Here is a 14,309-nt window from a genome sequence, read left to right on the forward strand (position 1 = left end):
TTGCAGTTGAATCAAGTGTCTTGTTTGTTGCTCAAAACCTTGCCGGTAGCGGCGTCGAAGTCCACATCCCACTCGGTGCCGTCAGCCAGACGCAGTTCAACTTCATATTCGTAACCGTTGAAGTGGTTATCCAGGTCGGTGTCGGTAATCGTGGCACCCGGGTGCAACTTCAGTGCGGCCTGATTCAGTTCTTCCAGGGGTTTGATCTTGCCGCTCTTGACCAACTCAGGGATCTGATCGACGCGAACGTCGGCCTGGGCCAGGCCAGCGGTGAGGGTCAGGGCAGCAGCGGTGAACAGGGCAGTTAAAGTTTTCATGAAGTTCTTTCCTTGGATGAGCTGTTTAAGTGGGATCAGGTTAGCTCGCGCAACTTAATTCACCCTTAATTGCCCGTGGCGTCAGTTTTAAAGCTTCGCGGGCAAGCCTCGCTCAAGGTCTGCGCAAAAACCTGTGGGAGCGTGGCTTGCCCGCGATGCTGGCGCCACGGTCTCGATCAATACCCGTTGTTCTGCAGCAACTGCGCAACGCTCGCCGCCGCGGGACGCTTATAGAACTTCAGCAATTCGCTGGCGCGGTTGGTGAAGATGCCATCGACACCGGCATCCGCCACTTTCTGATAATCAACGGCATCGTCGATAGTGTAGACATGCACCAGCAGGCCCTGATCGTGGGTGTACTGGTTCATCCACGGTTGCACCAGGTCGGAATAGCTCTGATCGCCACCTTTGGTCAGTGCGGCGGAAGGGCCGGTACCGATAGCGCCCTGGGCCCTGGCGTATTCGACCCATTGCTGAAACTCTGCTTTATCTTTCGGTTCCTGCCTGGCGTACCAGGTCGCTTTATCCTTGTCACCGGATTCGGCGAACGTCACTTTGGATTTCGGCTCGATGCTGCCTTCGCCCACCCACAGCAGCAGGATTTTCGGCACTTGCGGCATTTCCTTCTCAAGCAGTTCGAGGCTGCTCTTCTCGAAAGTTTGCAGCACGACTTTGCCTTTGCCCTGACCGACCGCCAGATTACTCTTCGCCAGTTTCGAACCGGTCGGGCTCAGCCAGCCGCGGTCCTGCAATTTATCCTTGAGGTCGCGCTCGATGCCGGGAAACTGTTTTGGCTCTTTGGTTTCGATGTACAGACCCGGCTTGTGCAGCGGGCTGCCTTGGGCGATATCGATGATTTCGTCCAGGGTCAGGATCTTCAGGCCCGCGTAGCTCGGACGCGCGCGATCCGGGTAAGCGCGGTTGAACCAGCTGCCGGCATCCAGGGTTTTGAGTTCGGCGATAGTGAATTCGTTGGCCAGGCTGTCCTTGCGCTCAGGGAATTTGGTGGCGACATCGGTGGTGCGTTGCAGGTCGTTGTCGTGCAGCGCTAATAGCACGCCATCCTTGCTGCGTTGCAGGTCCAGTTCCAGGTAGTCGGCGCCCAGATCGCGCGCCAATGTGTAGGCCGCTGCGGTGGATTCCGGTGCATCGAAAGACGCACCACGGTGGGCGATCACCACCGGGTGCGGAATGCCCAGACGGGTCGCCAGTGCGGTGGGGCTTGGCTCGTTGGCGGCCTGTGCCTGGCCGAGGCCGAGCATCAGGCTCAGCAGCAGGGCGCTCTTGGTGAAGATGACAGGCATGGTCGAAGTCCTTTTGCGATGGGTTTTCAAAGACGTATCTTTTAACAACTGAGCGCCGCTTGCGCTATCGCCGGACTGACATAAATGTGTTTAAAGCAGATTTTTTCAGCGCTTTTGTGCGGTTCTTTGCAGTACTCTTGACCCCGGCAACTTCCCCGGCAAGAGGGAAACCCGTTCACTTGCCCTGCGTGTAAACCATCGATCACCGGTCCTTTGTGACCTTTTGTGAGGTTTATCATGCGCATCACTTCCCAGCTCATTTGCCAGGCCGCCGACCAACTCAAAGGCTTCGTCGGCCTCAATCGCAAGACCGGACAGTACATCGTTCGTTTCAGCGAGGACTCGTTCGGCATGGACGTGGCCGACGACGGCATCATCCCCACCAGTGAATTCGTCTGGGCACCGGGCCCCGAGCAGGCCATGACGCTCAAGCGCGAACTGATCCAACTGCTGCTGGACCAGAACATCGACGACCGGATCAACATCACCGAACCGCTGCGGGTGTACATGAGTCGGCAGGAGGTGCCGCAGATTACGGCGGTGAGGAGTTTGGTGCGGGGTTGAGGTTTTGTACTGGCTGTCAGGGCCTCTTCGCGAGCAAGCCCGCTCCCACAGTGGATCTTCTGCGTACACAAAATCTGTGAACGACCGAGATCAAATGTGGGAGCGGGCTTGCTCGCGAAGGCGATTTAAAAAACACTGCAGCAATCACTGCTCAAACAGATACGCCCGCTCAGCGATCATAATTGTTGCCTCGCACAAGCCTCGATCAACGCGCGGACCAACGGCGGCAGAATACCCGTGAGCGCAGCACGTTCCGGTTGGAACAACGTGGCGACGAAGAACGGATGATCTTTTAGCTCCACCGCCCGCAGATCCCCCGCCGAATCGTGGCCAACTGCGTGCAACTGTTGTTTCAGTAACTCTCGTTCAAACTCGGGATTCACACCATAACGGCAGCGATATCCTTCGCGAATCTCAGCGTTTTCGTACGCCTTGGCGATCAATGAGCCTTCAACCAAATGAATGCTGTCGAACGTCTCCACCAGCGAACAGGTCAGCGGCGTGAGTAATGCCCGCGTCGCCTCGGGCGAGGTCTCGCCGTGTTCGGCATCGCTCCAGCCCAGAACGTTGCGGGCGAATTCGAGCACCGCGTGCTGAAAACCGCCGCACGTGCCGAGGAAAGGTCGCTGCTGCTCGCGGGCAAAACGGATCGCCCGCAATGCGCCGTCCATGTCGCGATAAGGGCTGGCGGGCACGCACCAGAAGCCATCGAAGGCATCCAGTGGCGTATCGGTGTTGATGCGGTCGGTGGCCAACCATTGAAACTGTATGTCTTGGCCTGAGTGTTCGGTAGCCATGCCGAGGGCGACGGGAATGGCTTGATGGGCGGTGACCTGTGGGTCGTAATCGCCGATCAGGGCGATGCGGATGGCGCTGGTTTCCATGAGTGATCTCGACGCTTGTCTATGAAGTGTTGATGCGATAGCCCGGCGCCAGTTTCATCCTGAAACACATTGCGGTGTTTTATGCAGGGCTACCGATCAGCGATAAAACCGCGGACATTGTCATTTTTTGCAGCTCGATTCAGAGCTCATAACAGGCCAGGAACATGTCCAGCGCCGACTCCACAACGGTGTGCTGCATCTCGGGTGACAAGCCTGGCTGGCCCATGGAGATCTGCGGCCAGAACGCAAACGACTTGAGCAATCCCTGGACCTGTTGCGCAGCGAATTCGGGTGCGACCGGTTTCAATCGGCCATCGGCCTGAGCGGCGCGAATCCATACCGTCACTCCTTCTTCGCGCTCACCCATTCGGGCGACCATGTTTTGTGCCCGCTCGGGAGAATGGATGGTGGCGGCAATTGCCACTCGTGCCAGGTCGAGAAAATTGTCATCGGCCAGCATCTGCAATTTCGCCTGCAACATCAGGCGCAACTGATCGCGCAGGGGCAGGTCAGGGCGGTAAGCCGTTTCCTGTTCGGCCGTCACCCGTGCCCACAATTGATTGAGAATTTCGGCGAACAACTCTTCCTTGCTCGGGAAGTGGTTGTACACCGTGCGCTTCGACACGCCCGCGGTGGCGGCGATCTTGTCCATGCTGGTGATGTCGAAACCGTTGGCACGGAATTCGGCAATCGCCGCCTGGATGATGGCTTCGCGTTTACGGTCAGTGAGGCGCTGTGGAGCTGTCATAAATACGCTTAGGCAGGGAGAAGTGGAGAATTACACTTGGCAGTTTACTTGTGATCGGCTTTGATGCAACCTTGAAACTACACTGTGCAGTGTAATGTTTTGTTAATCCTGCCCAGTAAGAAATAGAATCTCCGGCTGATGCGTGCGTGCTTTGGCCATTTATCGTCCCAAGCGGAAAATCGCGAATCTGCGGTTTTTCTGGAGTCATTCAGTCATGGCCACTTCAACTTCTGCAGCGGATAACGCCTCAACGCCTGAAGCTTCACGACAGGCTCAAGGGCAGTATCGAAACCATGTACCGGTGACGCGCGAAGGCTTTCGCAAAACCTTGCGCATTATTTGGAACATGATCTTCCACAAACCGCGCGACACCCGGCCGTCTGCTCCGGTCCCGGTGCAAACCCTGACCCAGGCTGCATTGATCGCCGCGCCCAATCACAGTGTCTATCGCCTTGGTCATTCAACTGTACTGCTGAAACTGCGAGACAAATTCTGGCTCACTGACCCGGTATTCGCCGAGCGCGCCTCACCGGTGCAGTGGGCCGGCCCCAAGCGTTTCCACCAGCCGCCGATCAGCCTCGAAGACTTGCCGCCGATTGAAGCGGTGATCCTGTCCCATGATCATTACGACCACCTCGATTATCAGGCCGTCCTCAAACTGGCGGATAAAACTCAATACTTCCTCACCCCGCTGGGTGTGGGCGACACCCTGATCAAATGGGGTATCGATGCCAGCAAAGTGCGCCAACTGGATTGGTGGCAGAGCACCGAAGTCGATGGTCTTCAATTCGTCGCCACACCCTCGCAGCACTTTTCCGGTCGTGGGCTGTTCGACAGCAACAGTACCCTTTGGGCGTCGTGGGTGATGATCGACGGCGACACGCGGATCTTTTTCAGTGGCGACAGCGGGTACTTCGACGGCTTTAAACGCATCGGCGAACAGTACGGCCCGTTCGACCTCACGCTCATGGAAACCGGCGCCTACAACGTCGAGTGGCCCCACGTTCACATGCAGCCCGAGCAAACCCTGCAAGCGCATATAGACCTTAAAGGGCGCTGGTTGCTGCCAATCCACAACGGCACCTTTGACCTGTCAATGCACGCCTGGTACGAACCTTTCGACCGTATTTTGGCGTTGGCCTGGGAGCGGAATGTGTCGATCACCACGCCGCAGATGGGCGAGGCGTTCAATGTGATGTATCCGCAGCGTGGTCATACCTGGTGGCTGGGGCTGGAAGGTATAAACGATCAAGTGACGGTACAGAACGCTTGATGTTGTGCTGCCGGGCCGCTTGCCGTGGGAGCGGCCCTATGCCGGTGCTGTAATGCAATTTGTAGCAGCTGGCGAAGCCTGCGTTCGGCTGCGCAGCAGTCGTGAATCCGGCTACGCGGTCTGCCAGACGTACCGCAATCTCTGATTTTACGACTGCTGCGCAGCCGAACGCAGGCTTCGCCAGCTGCTACAAAGAGGATGTCGGTGTTATTAGGTGCGGCCCGGGCTCCTTGACCCATCTATCTGCGTTCATCCACTGGCAGATTCAGATTTTCCGAGATCTTTGCCACGGTCAAATCGCGAAATTTTCCACTCAGTATTTCGTCCAGTTCTTCCTGAGACAGTCCGAGTCTTTGCGCAGCCTCGGTCTTACTCAGCCGACCGGTTTTGAGAAGCAAGCCTATCTTCATGACGTATTCGGCTTTGGCCCGCTTCTCTCCAGCATCGGGATCACCCAATGCGTCATAAACGCTACTGTTGCTTCCATCGATTTCATTCATCTGCTGATACCTCACTCGACCATCGCATAATCCGCTCGCCCCACCGGATCCGGTGTAGACCCTCGCACATTCATCCCTCTGCCCGGTGCAAATCCCGGGAAGAACACCAGGCCTTGCGACTCAAACCGATACGCCAACGCCAACCGGGTGACGTCCAGCACATCGCGCTCTGCCTCGAAACGCAGAATGGCGTCAACGGAAACCCCGGACTCCTCGGATAACTCTTCAACACTCCAGCCCAGCATCGCTCGGGCCTGGGCACAGTGGGCGGGGGTGAACTGGAAGAGGGCGATACGTTCCAGGGTGATTTTCATCGCAAGAGTGGCCATGGTGTTCTCCGGGCTCGAGAGTGCTGATTAAAAATGTACTGTGTTTTTGTACAGTTGTTTTGAGCCCGGATCAAACTCATTTTTTTGATTGATTACACTTTTCAGTCAGGCAGGAGCTTGGGAGCGACTACGCTGTTTCTATGCAGGACCCTGAAAGCTCAGGGCTTTCAGCTCCTGCAGCAGTAATGATTGAACGTCAGCTTTCTGATTTTCAATACAAGGAAAGGTGGCGTTTATGACGCAGTTCGTCATAGCGTTATGCGGGGAAGGGAATCATGAAAAGACTACGTCTGTTATGTGCCCTGATCGGTTTTACAAGTCTGCCCGTCGTGGCTGATATGGCATCGTTAAGCAAGGAGGCCTTTGTCAGCAACCTGATAAATCAGATGACCCTGGAGGAAAAAATCGGCCAACTGCGGCTGATCGCTATTGATGAAAAGATGACGCCCGAAAAGATACGCGAAGAGATCGCCGCCGGGCGAATCGGTGGTACCTACGGCTCTGTAAGCCGTTACGTAAACCGACCCATGCAAGACGCTGCTCAACAAAGCCGCTTGAAAATACCGATGTTTTTTGGCTGGGACGTGATACACGGCCATCGAACCATTTTTCCCATTGGCCTGGCGTTGGCCTCCAGCTGGGATATCGGCGCTATCGAGTTGAGCGGTCGAATCGCGGCAAAAGAAGCCAGTGCGGACGGTATCGATATGACCTTCGCCCCGATGATAGATATCGCCCGTGACCCTCGTTGGGGACGCACCTCCGAAGGCTTTGGTGAAGACACCTATCTGGTTTCGCGCATTGCCAAAGCGATGGTTCAGGCCTACCAGGGCACAAGTCCGAGTGCACCCGACAGCATCATGGCCAGCGCCAAACATTTTGCGTTGTATGGGGCTGTCGAGGGTGGACGCGATTACAACAGCGTGGACATGGGCCTGGCCAGAATGCACCAGGATTACCTGCCACCTTATCGTTCGGCAATTGAGGGTGGCGCGGGGGCGATGATGGTGGCGCTTAACTCGATAAATGGTGTGCCAGCCGCGTCCAATGCATGGTTGATGCAAGACCTGCTGCGCAAGGCATGGGGCTTCAAGGGACTGGTCATCAGCGACCATAACGGGATAAACGATCTGGTTCAGCATGGTGTGGCGAAAAATCACCGTGAAGCGGCCAGGCTCGCGATCAAGGCCGGCGTGGATATGAGCATGAACGACTTTTCCTACGGTCCGGAGCTACCTGGGCTGCTTGAGTCGGGCGCTGTTTCCCAGAGCAATATCGATAATGCTGTGCGCGAAGTGCTGGGGGCCAAGTACGACATGGGGTTGTTCGAAGACCCTTACCGGCGCATCGGCGTTGCCAGTGAAGACCCCGCTGACAACAATGCCGAGCACCGTCTGCACAGAGCCCAGGCTCGTGAGGTGGCACGCAAGACATTGGTGCTGCTGAAGAATGAAAACGGACTCTTGCCGCTAAAAAAAGAAGGCGTGATCGCACTCATAGGCCCGTTGGCAAAAAGTACCGTCGACATCATGGGCAGTTGGTCCGCAAGCGGCGTAGCCGCGCAATCGGTGACAATCTACGACGGGCTGAAAAACGCGATGAACCAGGGCTCGCTGATCTATGCCCGAGGCGCCAATCTCGAGGAGGATCAGGAGGTGGTTAAATACCTGGAATACCAGGGAGTGTCCGAAATCGCGAACGACGCTCGTCCGGCAGCAGAAATGATTGATGAAGCGGTCAAGGCTGCACAGCAAGCCGATGTCGTGATTGCCGTGGTGGGTGAACCCCGCAGTATGTCTCATGAAGCGGCCAGTCGAACCAGCCTCGATCTGCCTGGACGCCAGAGTGAATTGATCACTGCCCTGAAAGCCACCGGCAAGCCGCTGGTACTGGTATTGATGAACGGCCGGCCACTGTCCATTGGCAAGGAGCATAAACAGGCCGATGCGATTCTGGAAACCTGGTACAGCGGCTCCGAGGGAGGCAACGCCGTTGCCGATGTGTTGTTCGGTGACTACAACCCGTCCGGTAAATTACCCATCACCTTTCCACGCTCCGTGGGGCAGATCCCCAATTACTACAGCCACTTGAACACCGGTCGCCCCTACATAGCGGGTGCGCTTCGCAACTACACGTCGCAATATTTCGATCAAACCCATGGGCCACTTTATCCCTTCGGCTATGGGCTGAGTTATACCGATTTCAGCCTGACCGACATGGCCCTGTCTTCGACCACACTGAGCAAGACCGACAATCTTGTCGCCAGCGTCATAGTGAAGAATATCGGCCAGCGTGACGGCGAAACGGTGGTTCAGCTATACATCCGCGATGTCGTTGGATCGGTCAGCCGTCCGGTCAAAGAACTGAAGAACTTCCAAAAAATCATGCTCAAGGCCGGAGAGGAGAAAGCGGTCCATTTCAGCATTAACGAGAACGACTTGAAGTTCTTCAACAGCCAATTGGAATACGCCGCCGAACCGGGCGAGTTCCGGGTGCAAATCGGGCTGGATTCCCAGGATGTGAAAGAAAAGAGTTTTGAGTTGCTGTCAGAACAAGGCAGTGGCTAAGGCCAGTCAGTCAGAAAATGAAGAGCCAAGCGCAGAACCGTAGGAGCGAGGCTTGCCCGCGAAGAATACACCGCGGTTTTTCAGGTATTACGCGTCATCGTTCTTCGCGGGCAAGCCTCGCTCCTACGGTTCTGCGCTTGCCGCGAGCTCGCTATTTCGCCCCCTCCAACCAAACGGACGGTGCCTGCCCCAGCACCCGACGAAACATCGTCGAGAACGCCGCCGGGCTGTCGTAACCAAAATCCAGCGCAATCCGCGTCACCGGCGTGCCCACCGCCAGCCGCGCCAAAGCCAGTACCACACAGGCCCGCTGCCGCCATTGGCTGAAACTCAAGCCAGTCTGTTGGCGAAACAGCCGATTAAAAGTACGCAGACTGATATGCAACTGATCAGCCCATTGCTGCGGCGATTGGTGAGCGTTCGGTTGCCGCAGAAACATCTGACACAACCCAAGCAGCCGCGAATCAACAGGCAGCGGAATGTGCAACGGCAAATGAGCACTACGAGCCAGTTCATGCAGCAGCAAATCGATCAGCGCACCGTCGCGCCCGGCCTCGTCGTACTCCAGCGCAACCTCCACCGCCTCCATCAACAAATGCCGCATCAACGGCGAAACACTGATCACCTGGCAGCGGTTGCCCAGATCAACCACCCCCGGTTCGATGTACAAGCTGCGAGTGCTCACCCCCAGCATCAACACCTCATGCGCCACCCCCGGCGGAATCCACACCGCCCGCTGCGGCGGCACCACCCAACTGCCGTCATGCGTACTCACCTGCATCACCCCGGTGGCGCCGTACAACAACTGCGCCCGCCGGTGGGTATGGCGCGGCAACAGACGACCGTCAGGATGATCCGTGCCGATGGCCACCACCGGTCGTGGTGTAGCGTCCAGCAGATCAATCGAAACATTGCGCATCGAGCGGCATCCAGCGGTTGGCGTAAACGCAAACATTATTGGCTGACTTTCTGAAGCAGGCCAAGCCCCATCGCTCTATCGTCGGCCACTCTCAACCCACGGACGATGCGCGATGTTCTTCTATCTGTTACTGGCACTCTTCGGCTGCATGACCGGCGTCACCGCCGTGCTGTTCGGCTTCGGCGGCGGATTCGTCGTCGTGCCCTTGCTGTACCGCATGCTCACGGCCAGCCACGGGGCCGACGATCCCATCAGCCAATCGGCGATGCACATCGCCGTGGCCACCTCGACCTGTGTGATGATCATCAATGCACTGATCGCCACCGCAAAGCATCACCGCGCCGGTAATCTCATTCGCCATTACGTCTGGCCGTTGAGCGGATTCATCGGCCTGGGCGCTATCGTCGGAGCTGTTGCAGCGATGTGGGCAAGTGGTGAGCTGATCCGTTTTGCCTTCATCGCCTACCTCGGCGTGACGATTCTGGACTGCTTGTTCCGACGCGGTTTTCTCACACAGTCCGCCGCCGTAATCCCACGGCGATTGGGCGGGCAGAAATGTCTGGCGGCGGTGTAGGCATCGGCACCATCGCCACGTTTCTCGGCGTGGGCGGCAGCGTCATGACCGTGCCGTTGTTGCGGTGTTGTGGGCTGAGCATGTCTCAGGCGACGTCCATGGCCAATCCGTTGAGCTTGCCTGTTGCGCTGGCCGGGACACTGACTTACATGGCCATGGCGGGTTTTACCGAGTTTGATCCGGGGCCTTGGTTTGTCGGTTATGTGGATGTACTGGCGTTTGCGGTACTGACTGCCGGATCGATAACAGGCATCCGGCTGGCCACACCGTGGATCGGGCGGATACCGGATCGGGTGCATGCGCGGGTATATATTGGTTTGCTGGTTTTGGTGATGCTGAGTATGTGCGCCAAGTGAGGTTGGAATCAGTCGGCTTATTCGCAAGAATAGGCCTTCGCACTGTTCAAGATATCGGATCTCAGTGAAAAGACCCGTGAGGGAATTGCTGATGTTGTTCGTCAGCCCCCCGAGCTTGAGTGGGTTGAAGAGATTGAGCGACCGGACTGAGCGATACAACCTTATTAATCAAAGGACCAAGGATGCTGATCTTCAACTGCACCGAAGCGGCCAGCAACTTCTTCAGTCGCGTGCACAAGGGTAAAAAAATCAGCCCAGTGGACAAACCGCCATCGCCCGCTATCGAGGACGATGAGCAAGGTGAGTTCACCGAACAGTGGTTGGTCCATGCCATCACCGTCCAACGCAAGCACGTGTTATTCGTCATCCATGTGCAAACCCGTTACTGCATGATCTTCGCCGACGCTAAAAAGGCTGACGTTGAGGGTTTTGTTCATCGGTTTTCTGAGCGATGGATCAATGGCCTGATCCATCATGCGGGGCAGCACGACATTCTTCGCTGGGTCGAAGATGAGCCGATGATGGAGCGCTTTGAGGAAAGCAATCGCGAGTACCGGCTATACAAACGCCGACATCGCGGTGCGCAAAAGCACATCGAAGATATCGCCTGGTTCTTCCAGGATTGCGCTGCAGAGTGGGGCACCTTACCGCCGGATGAGTATGCGGCCGGCCGCTTCGACGCGCAGATGAACGACTTCCTCAGAGGCAGTAAAGATCATAAAGACTCTTACTATCTGAGCGAGGAAATGATGGCGCACTGGTTACGCACATACTGCGGGCGGGATGAGCAAGTCCTTCAGGCTGCACGTGATCGACGTAAAGAGGTGAAGCAGGAAATCAGGGATCTGGAGAGTCGTCTTCAGCAAGGCTGATTACTTCTCCGCCAACCCCGGCACCTCACGAATAATGAAGTGATCCAGGTTCTCAATATTGGCACTGAACACCCCGAACGTCTGTTCAGGGTTTTTCTTGCTCGGCACCTGCTTCAACTCCGGCGTCACCCCATAAAAGAAACAATACAACTGCGCCTCGCTGTCGACAGCGTGCTTGATCTCTTCCAGAAACGCTTTGCGCTTACGGTAGTTGTCGATCAGCTTCTTGCTCAGGTAAACGTTCACCGAGTAAGGCTTCTTCTTCTTCTTCTTCTTCGCCTCGTCCGGTTGCTTGAACCAGACCTTCTGTTCGAAATCGATGCGAAAGCTCTGCGTGTAATCCTTGATCTCCTTGATCTTGCCCCAGTAAATCAGCCCCTTGTTGTCCTGCAGGTATTCGATCTTCTTGAAGAACGACCCATAAGGCGCCGTGTGCTCGCCAATCTTCAGCGGCATGCGCTTGAGCAGCTCCTTGTCCTCGAAGTTCGACACAAAACACTCAACCGGATGGGCGAAGACACTGGTCTTGTCCGGCGCCGACTCCCGGCTCGGATGCTCGACGTTACTGGCCGCTGAAGACACTCGCGGCTCATCGCGCACAACATCCGCCGTCACCGCCGGGTTGGACGGCTTACGCACATACTCACGCCGAGTCAGCAACAACTCCGACGGAAAATGCTCCTCCCGACTGTCATCCGATTCCGCACCGTCCGCCTCCATGCCCAACGCCGGCGTCTTCAGACTGACATAAGGACAACCCTCGACATGCCGCGTGCTGGGGATGTTCTTGAAGTGCGGCGTGCGCACGTAATTCACATTCTTGGCGTTGAACGTCCCCAACACGTTGGCCGCATCAAACGCCGAACGGCAAGCATCGTTGGGGCACTGGAAGTGCTCCTTGGCGGAATCGAACTCCATCGTCTCGTCGAAATTCAAATCGCGCACGTCATAGATCGACAGCTTATCGTCGAGGCTGAGGCAGTAGGCGAGGTCGAATTTCATGGTGGGCTCGGGTCCTTGAGTGGGGAAGGGTATTAATAGCGGGAGGCGAGGCGGGTTGCACTGCCTGTTTTCAACACATCGCAAAACCCGAGGCAATAAACAAACCTGTGGGAGCGAGAGCCTGTTCGCGATTCCCAACATCACCGCAGTCCATGCGCCTTGCGCTGACCAAGACCACCTACTGGCGAGGGAGCTTGCTCCCCCGAACGGTTTAGTGTTTAGCTCAGCTACTCATCTTCTAGCCGATCCACCCTTTTATAAAGCGAAGCGGTGAACTCATTCCTATCACTGGAATAGTGACAGCGACGATGACAGTTCGGGCACAGCGCGACAGCGTTGGTCACCTGATCCGGGCCGTCGTTGACCAAGTGCTTAACGTGGTGGACTTCGAGAAAGTGCAATCCATTTGGCAGCTTGAATGGTGCGTCCTGACCGCAACCTTCACAAACCCCGTTGGCATTCTTAAGTACCCAGGCCTTGATCAATGGATCACGTAAAAATGAAGAGGTCGTGCCGCTCACCCGTTGTGGCCTCTCGATACCGCGAGGGATGCCTACCATTTCGCGCTGTTTAAGCTTGAGAACCTTGGCGTTTAACTCTTGATCATCTGCAGTAGGTGCATAGTCGTCAGGGTCGAAAGCACCTTTTGCAATCATTGCTGCTCGTACGCGCTGGGCTACGCCAGCGCCAAGATGTTTAGCAGGCAGGTATCCAACAATGTACGGCAGGCACAAATCATGGAGTACGGTGGAAATATTACGCATCCGATACTCGATGGAGACTCTGCTGCGATTAATCAGCACCCCTCCGCGCAAAAGGCGATTTTCATGTGCCTTGTTGAGCTTTTGGTCGCTTTTCTCAATCACTAACATCTTCAAGTAGCCTTCGACTGCCGCCTCAAGTTCTTCGTCGCTCCAGTCATTCTTCTCTTTTTCAATGTCCATACAATCGCCGAGGGTTGAAAACCCTCGGACGATACTGAGTGGCCATTACACCTGTCTACGAAAATTCCTACAGAAAAGACCGACGTATCGCTCAAGCGATCCTACAAATACACCATCGCTCTAACCCACCGAATGCTTCGACGACTGAAATACTTCTAAAGCCTTCCGCCACCAAGGCTTAACCACCGGCACCCGACGCCGCGTGCGATTGAGCAACAGATAAGGCATGTCCCGCAGCCGAATCCAGCCTTCATCCTGCCAATGCAACAGACTCAATGACATCTCCGGCCAATCCAACAAACTCAACATCGGCCGATCCGAATTGTTCGACTGCTCCGCATCGCGTAATGCCGGCACTACTTGATGGGTTAGCCACTCCCGCAACAACCGATTTCCCGGTACGTAGTGATACACCAATAACGCATACACACCGGATTCACTCAGAATCAGCTGTTTTTCCGGTTGCCGGAAATACTCAATCCACAAAACGCGACGCTGATCCTTATCTAGCTTGTTGACCATACGTTCACTCAGATGAACACCCATCAGACGGCCGATATCGCGGGCGCAGAACCATGGCTGGTTTTCGAGCAGAAGGGCATGCAGAGCAAGGTTGTGGCGAGAGAAGACTGTTACAGAAAAAGGATCAGGCATGACCGACCTCCAAAACAAGGAAGGTGCGGAGAAGGGTATATCCAGGCATATCCATGACCTCTACGTTTAGTTTTTTGGAGGGCCTGACCCCAACGTAGAGTGGACTTAAGAAATCCCAACGAGCAGGGCAATTGCCACCGACGACATACGCGTCTGTGCAACTGGCCGAGCTTTCTACGTTGGGCGTTTCTTAGACACCTGCGATAGAGCTTAGAGGTGCTTGCGGAGCGCATCAATTCAGAAGCGGCTGTAAGTGCTGTAGGAGATTTAGCGCTGCGACGTAGGGATGGAAAGAGACTACTCATCGCCCAACAAAAAAAGCCCCGATCAGATCGCAATGCTGTTCACTTAAGCCGTAAACCGAAGACTTTTGATTTTCGGTCTTACGGTGAAGCTCAAGAAAAACGCCGCTTTCCCATTCCGGGATAAGCGGCGTTTTTCCTTAAGTGAACAGCATTGCGATCATATCGGGGCTTTTCTTTTTCGATTTGTCGACTCAGGC

The 14,309-nt window shown here is 55.8% G+C and carries 14 protein-coding genes and 1 pseudogene; 5 read left to right on the top strand and 10 right to left on the bottom strand.

Annotated features, from left to right (window positions below; genetic code table 11):
- Window positions 1-11 precede the first annotated feature (11 nt).
- Both ACYZT2_RS08370 and ACYZT2_RS08375 read right to left on the bottom strand, forming a co-directional pair.
- Complete coding sequence (locus ACYZT2_RS08370) at window positions 12-317, bottom strand: PepSY domain-containing protein (RefSeq protein ID WP_461971427.1); 306 nt, start codon at window positions 315-317, stop codon at window positions 12-14.
- A 176-nt stretch (window positions 318-493) separates the two neighbouring features.
- Entirely contained in the window at window positions 494-1,621 is a 1,128-nt protein-coding gene (locus ACYZT2_RS08375; protein WP_461971428.1) for a glycerophosphodiester phosphodiesterase, read from the bottom strand.
- Window positions 1,622-1,858: 237 nt separating this feature from the next.
- Between ACYZT2_RS08375 and ACYZT2_RS08380 the strand changes: the two genes are divergently transcribed.
- A complete protein-coding gene (locus ACYZT2_RS08380) occupies window positions 1,859-2,185 on the top strand; it encodes a DUF2025 family protein (protein ID WP_461971429.1) in 327 nt (108 codons plus the stop codon).
- Window positions 2,186-2,361: 176 nt separating this feature from the next.
- Here ACYZT2_RS08380 and ACYZT2_RS08385 read toward each other — a convergent pair whose 3' ends face one another.
- Window positions 2,362-3,069 (bottom strand): CTP synthase C-terminal region-related (seleno)protein, encoded by a 708-nt coding sequence (locus ACYZT2_RS08385; protein ID WP_461971430.1) that lies wholly within the window; start codon window positions 3,067-3,069, stop codon window positions 2,362-2,364.
- Window positions 3,070-3,208: 139 nt separating this feature from the next.
- Window positions 3,209-3,817 (bottom strand): TetR/AcrR family transcriptional regulator, encoded by a 609-nt coding sequence (locus ACYZT2_RS08390; protein WP_461971431.1) that lies wholly within the window; start codon window positions 3,815-3,817, stop codon window positions 3,209-3,211.
- A 214-nt stretch (window positions 3,818-4,031) separates the two neighbouring features.
- Between ACYZT2_RS08390 and ACYZT2_RS08395 the strand changes: the two genes are divergently transcribed.
- Window positions 4,032-5,090, top strand: a complete 1,059-nt coding sequence (locus ACYZT2_RS08395) for an MBL fold metallo-hydrolase (RefSeq protein WP_461971432.1) — start codon at window positions 4,032-4,034, stop codon at window positions 5,088-5,090.
- A gap of 239 nt (window positions 5,091-5,329) precedes the next feature.
- Here ACYZT2_RS08395 and ACYZT2_RS08400 read toward each other — a convergent pair whose 3' ends face one another.
- Window positions 5,330-5,590, bottom strand: coding sequence for an XRE family transcriptional regulator (locus ACYZT2_RS08400; RefSeq protein ID WP_461971433.1), 261 nt, complete (start codon window positions 5,588-5,590; stop codon window positions 5,330-5,332).
- A gap of 11 nt (window positions 5,591-5,601) precedes the next feature.
- The gene (locus ACYZT2_RS08405) at window positions 5,602-5,919 is read right to left on the bottom strand and encodes a helix-turn-helix domain-containing protein (protein ID WP_461971434.1); all 318 of its coding nucleotides are present in this window, start codon (window positions 5,917-5,919) and stop codon (window positions 5,602-5,604) included.
- 338 nt (window positions 5,920-6,257) lie between these two features.
- Between ACYZT2_RS08405 and bglX the strand changes: the two genes are divergently transcribed.
- Window positions 6,258-8,486: a beta-glucosidase BglX gene (gene bglX, locus ACYZT2_RS08410; protein WP_461973033.1), complete on the top strand. Its 2,229-nt coding sequence runs from the start codon at window positions 6,258-6,260 to the stop codon at window positions 8,484-8,486.
- 151 nt (window positions 8,487-8,637) lie between these two features.
- On the opposite strand, the gene ACYZT2_RS08415 is transcribed toward bglX, so the two are convergent.
- A complete protein-coding gene (locus ACYZT2_RS08415; RefSeq protein WP_461971435.1) occupies window positions 8,638-9,405 on the bottom strand; it encodes an AraC family transcriptional regulator in 768 nt (255 codons plus the stop codon).
- A gap of 112 nt (window positions 9,406-9,517) precedes the next feature.
- Between ACYZT2_RS08415 and ACYZT2_RS08420 the strand changes: the two are divergent.
- Window positions 9,518-10,335, top strand: a pseudogene (locus ACYZT2_RS08420) (sulfite exporter TauE/SafE family protein).
- 182 nt (window positions 10,336-10,517) lie between these two features.
- Window positions 10,518-11,207, top strand: coding sequence for a DUF6933 domain-containing protein (locus ACYZT2_RS08425; RefSeq protein WP_461971436.1), 690 nt, complete (start codon window positions 10,518-10,520; stop codon window positions 11,205-11,207).
- Here ACYZT2_RS08425 and ACYZT2_RS08430 read toward each other — a convergent pair whose 3' ends face one another.
- From ACYZT2_RS08430 to ACYZT2_RS08440, 3 genes are all read right to left on the bottom strand, one after another.
- Window positions 11,208-12,209, bottom strand: coding sequence for a hypothetical protein (locus tag ACYZT2_RS08430; RefSeq protein ID WP_461971437.1), 1,002 nt, complete (start codon window positions 12,207-12,209; stop codon window positions 11,208-11,210).
- A 227-nt stretch (window positions 12,210-12,436) separates the two neighbouring features.
- Window positions 12,437-13,153: an HNH endonuclease gene (locus ACYZT2_RS08435; protein WP_461971438.1), complete on the bottom strand. Its 717-nt coding sequence runs from the start codon at window positions 13,151-13,153 to the stop codon at window positions 12,437-12,439.
- A 120-nt stretch (window positions 13,154-13,273) separates the two neighbouring features.
- Entirely contained in the window at window positions 13,274-13,807 is a 534-nt protein-coding gene (locus ACYZT2_RS08440; RefSeq protein WP_461971439.1) for a BRO-N domain-containing protein, read from the bottom strand.
- Window positions 13,808-14,309 lie beyond the last annotated feature (502 nt).

This window comes from Pseudomonas sp. MDT1-85, from assembly GCF_054898065.1.

What these genes read in the sequence shown, in the direction of transcription:
- ACYZT2_RS08370 (WP_461971427.1), bottom strand. Translation starts at nt 317, where the DNA reads ATGAAAACTTTAACTGCCCTGTTCACCGCTGCTGCCCTGACCCTCACC.
- ACYZT2_RS08375 (WP_461971428.1), bottom strand. Translation starts at nt 1,621, where the DNA reads ATGCCTGTCATCTTCACCAAGAGCGCCCTGCTGCTGAGCCTGATGCTC.
- ACYZT2_RS08380 (WP_461971429.1), top strand. Translation starts at nt 1,859, where the DNA reads ATGCGCATCACTTCCCAGCTCATTTGCCAGGCCGCCGACCAACTCAAA.
- ACYZT2_RS08385 (WP_461971430.1), bottom strand. Translation starts at nt 3,069, where the DNA reads ATGGAAACCAGCGCCATCCGCATCGCCCTGATCGGCGATTACGACCCA.
- ACYZT2_RS08390 (WP_461971431.1), bottom strand. Translation starts at nt 3,817, where the DNA reads ATGACAGCTCCACAGCGCCTCACTGACCGTAAACGCGAAGCCATCATC.
- ACYZT2_RS08395 (WP_461971432.1), top strand. Translation starts at nt 4,032, where the DNA reads ATGGCCACTTCAACTTCTGCAGCGGATAACGCCTCAACGCCTGAAGCT.
- ACYZT2_RS08400 (WP_461971433.1), bottom strand. Translation starts at nt 5,590, where the DNA reads ATGAATGAAATCGATGGAAGCAACAGTAGCGTTTATGACGCATTGGGT.
- ACYZT2_RS08405 (WP_461971434.1), bottom strand. Translation starts at nt 5,919, where the DNA reads ATGGCCACTCTTGCGATGAAAATCACCCTGGAACGTATCGCCCTCTTC.
- bglX (WP_461973033.1), top strand. Translation starts at nt 6,258, where the DNA reads ATGGCATCGTTAAGCAAGGAGGCCTTTGTCAGCAACCTGATAAATCAG.
- ACYZT2_RS08415 (WP_461971435.1), bottom strand. Translation starts at nt 9,405, where the DNA reads ATGCGCAATGTTTCGATTGATCTGCTGGACGCTACACCACGACCGGTG.
- ACYZT2_RS08425 (WP_461971436.1), top strand. Translation starts at nt 10,518, where the DNA reads ATGCTGATCTTCAACTGCACCGAAGCGGCCAGCAACTTCTTCAGTCGC.
- ACYZT2_RS08430 (WP_461971437.1), bottom strand. Translation starts at nt 12,209, where the DNA reads ATGAAATTCGACCTCGCCTACTGCCTCAGCCTCGACGATAAGCTGTCG.
- ACYZT2_RS08435 (WP_461971438.1), bottom strand. Translation starts at nt 13,153, where the DNA reads ATGGACATTGAAAAAGAGAAGAATGACTGGAGCGACGAAGAACTTGAG.
- ACYZT2_RS08440 (WP_461971439.1), bottom strand. Translation starts at nt 13,807, where the DNA reads ATGCCTGATCCTTTTTCTGTAACAGTCTTCTCTCGCCACAACCTTGCT.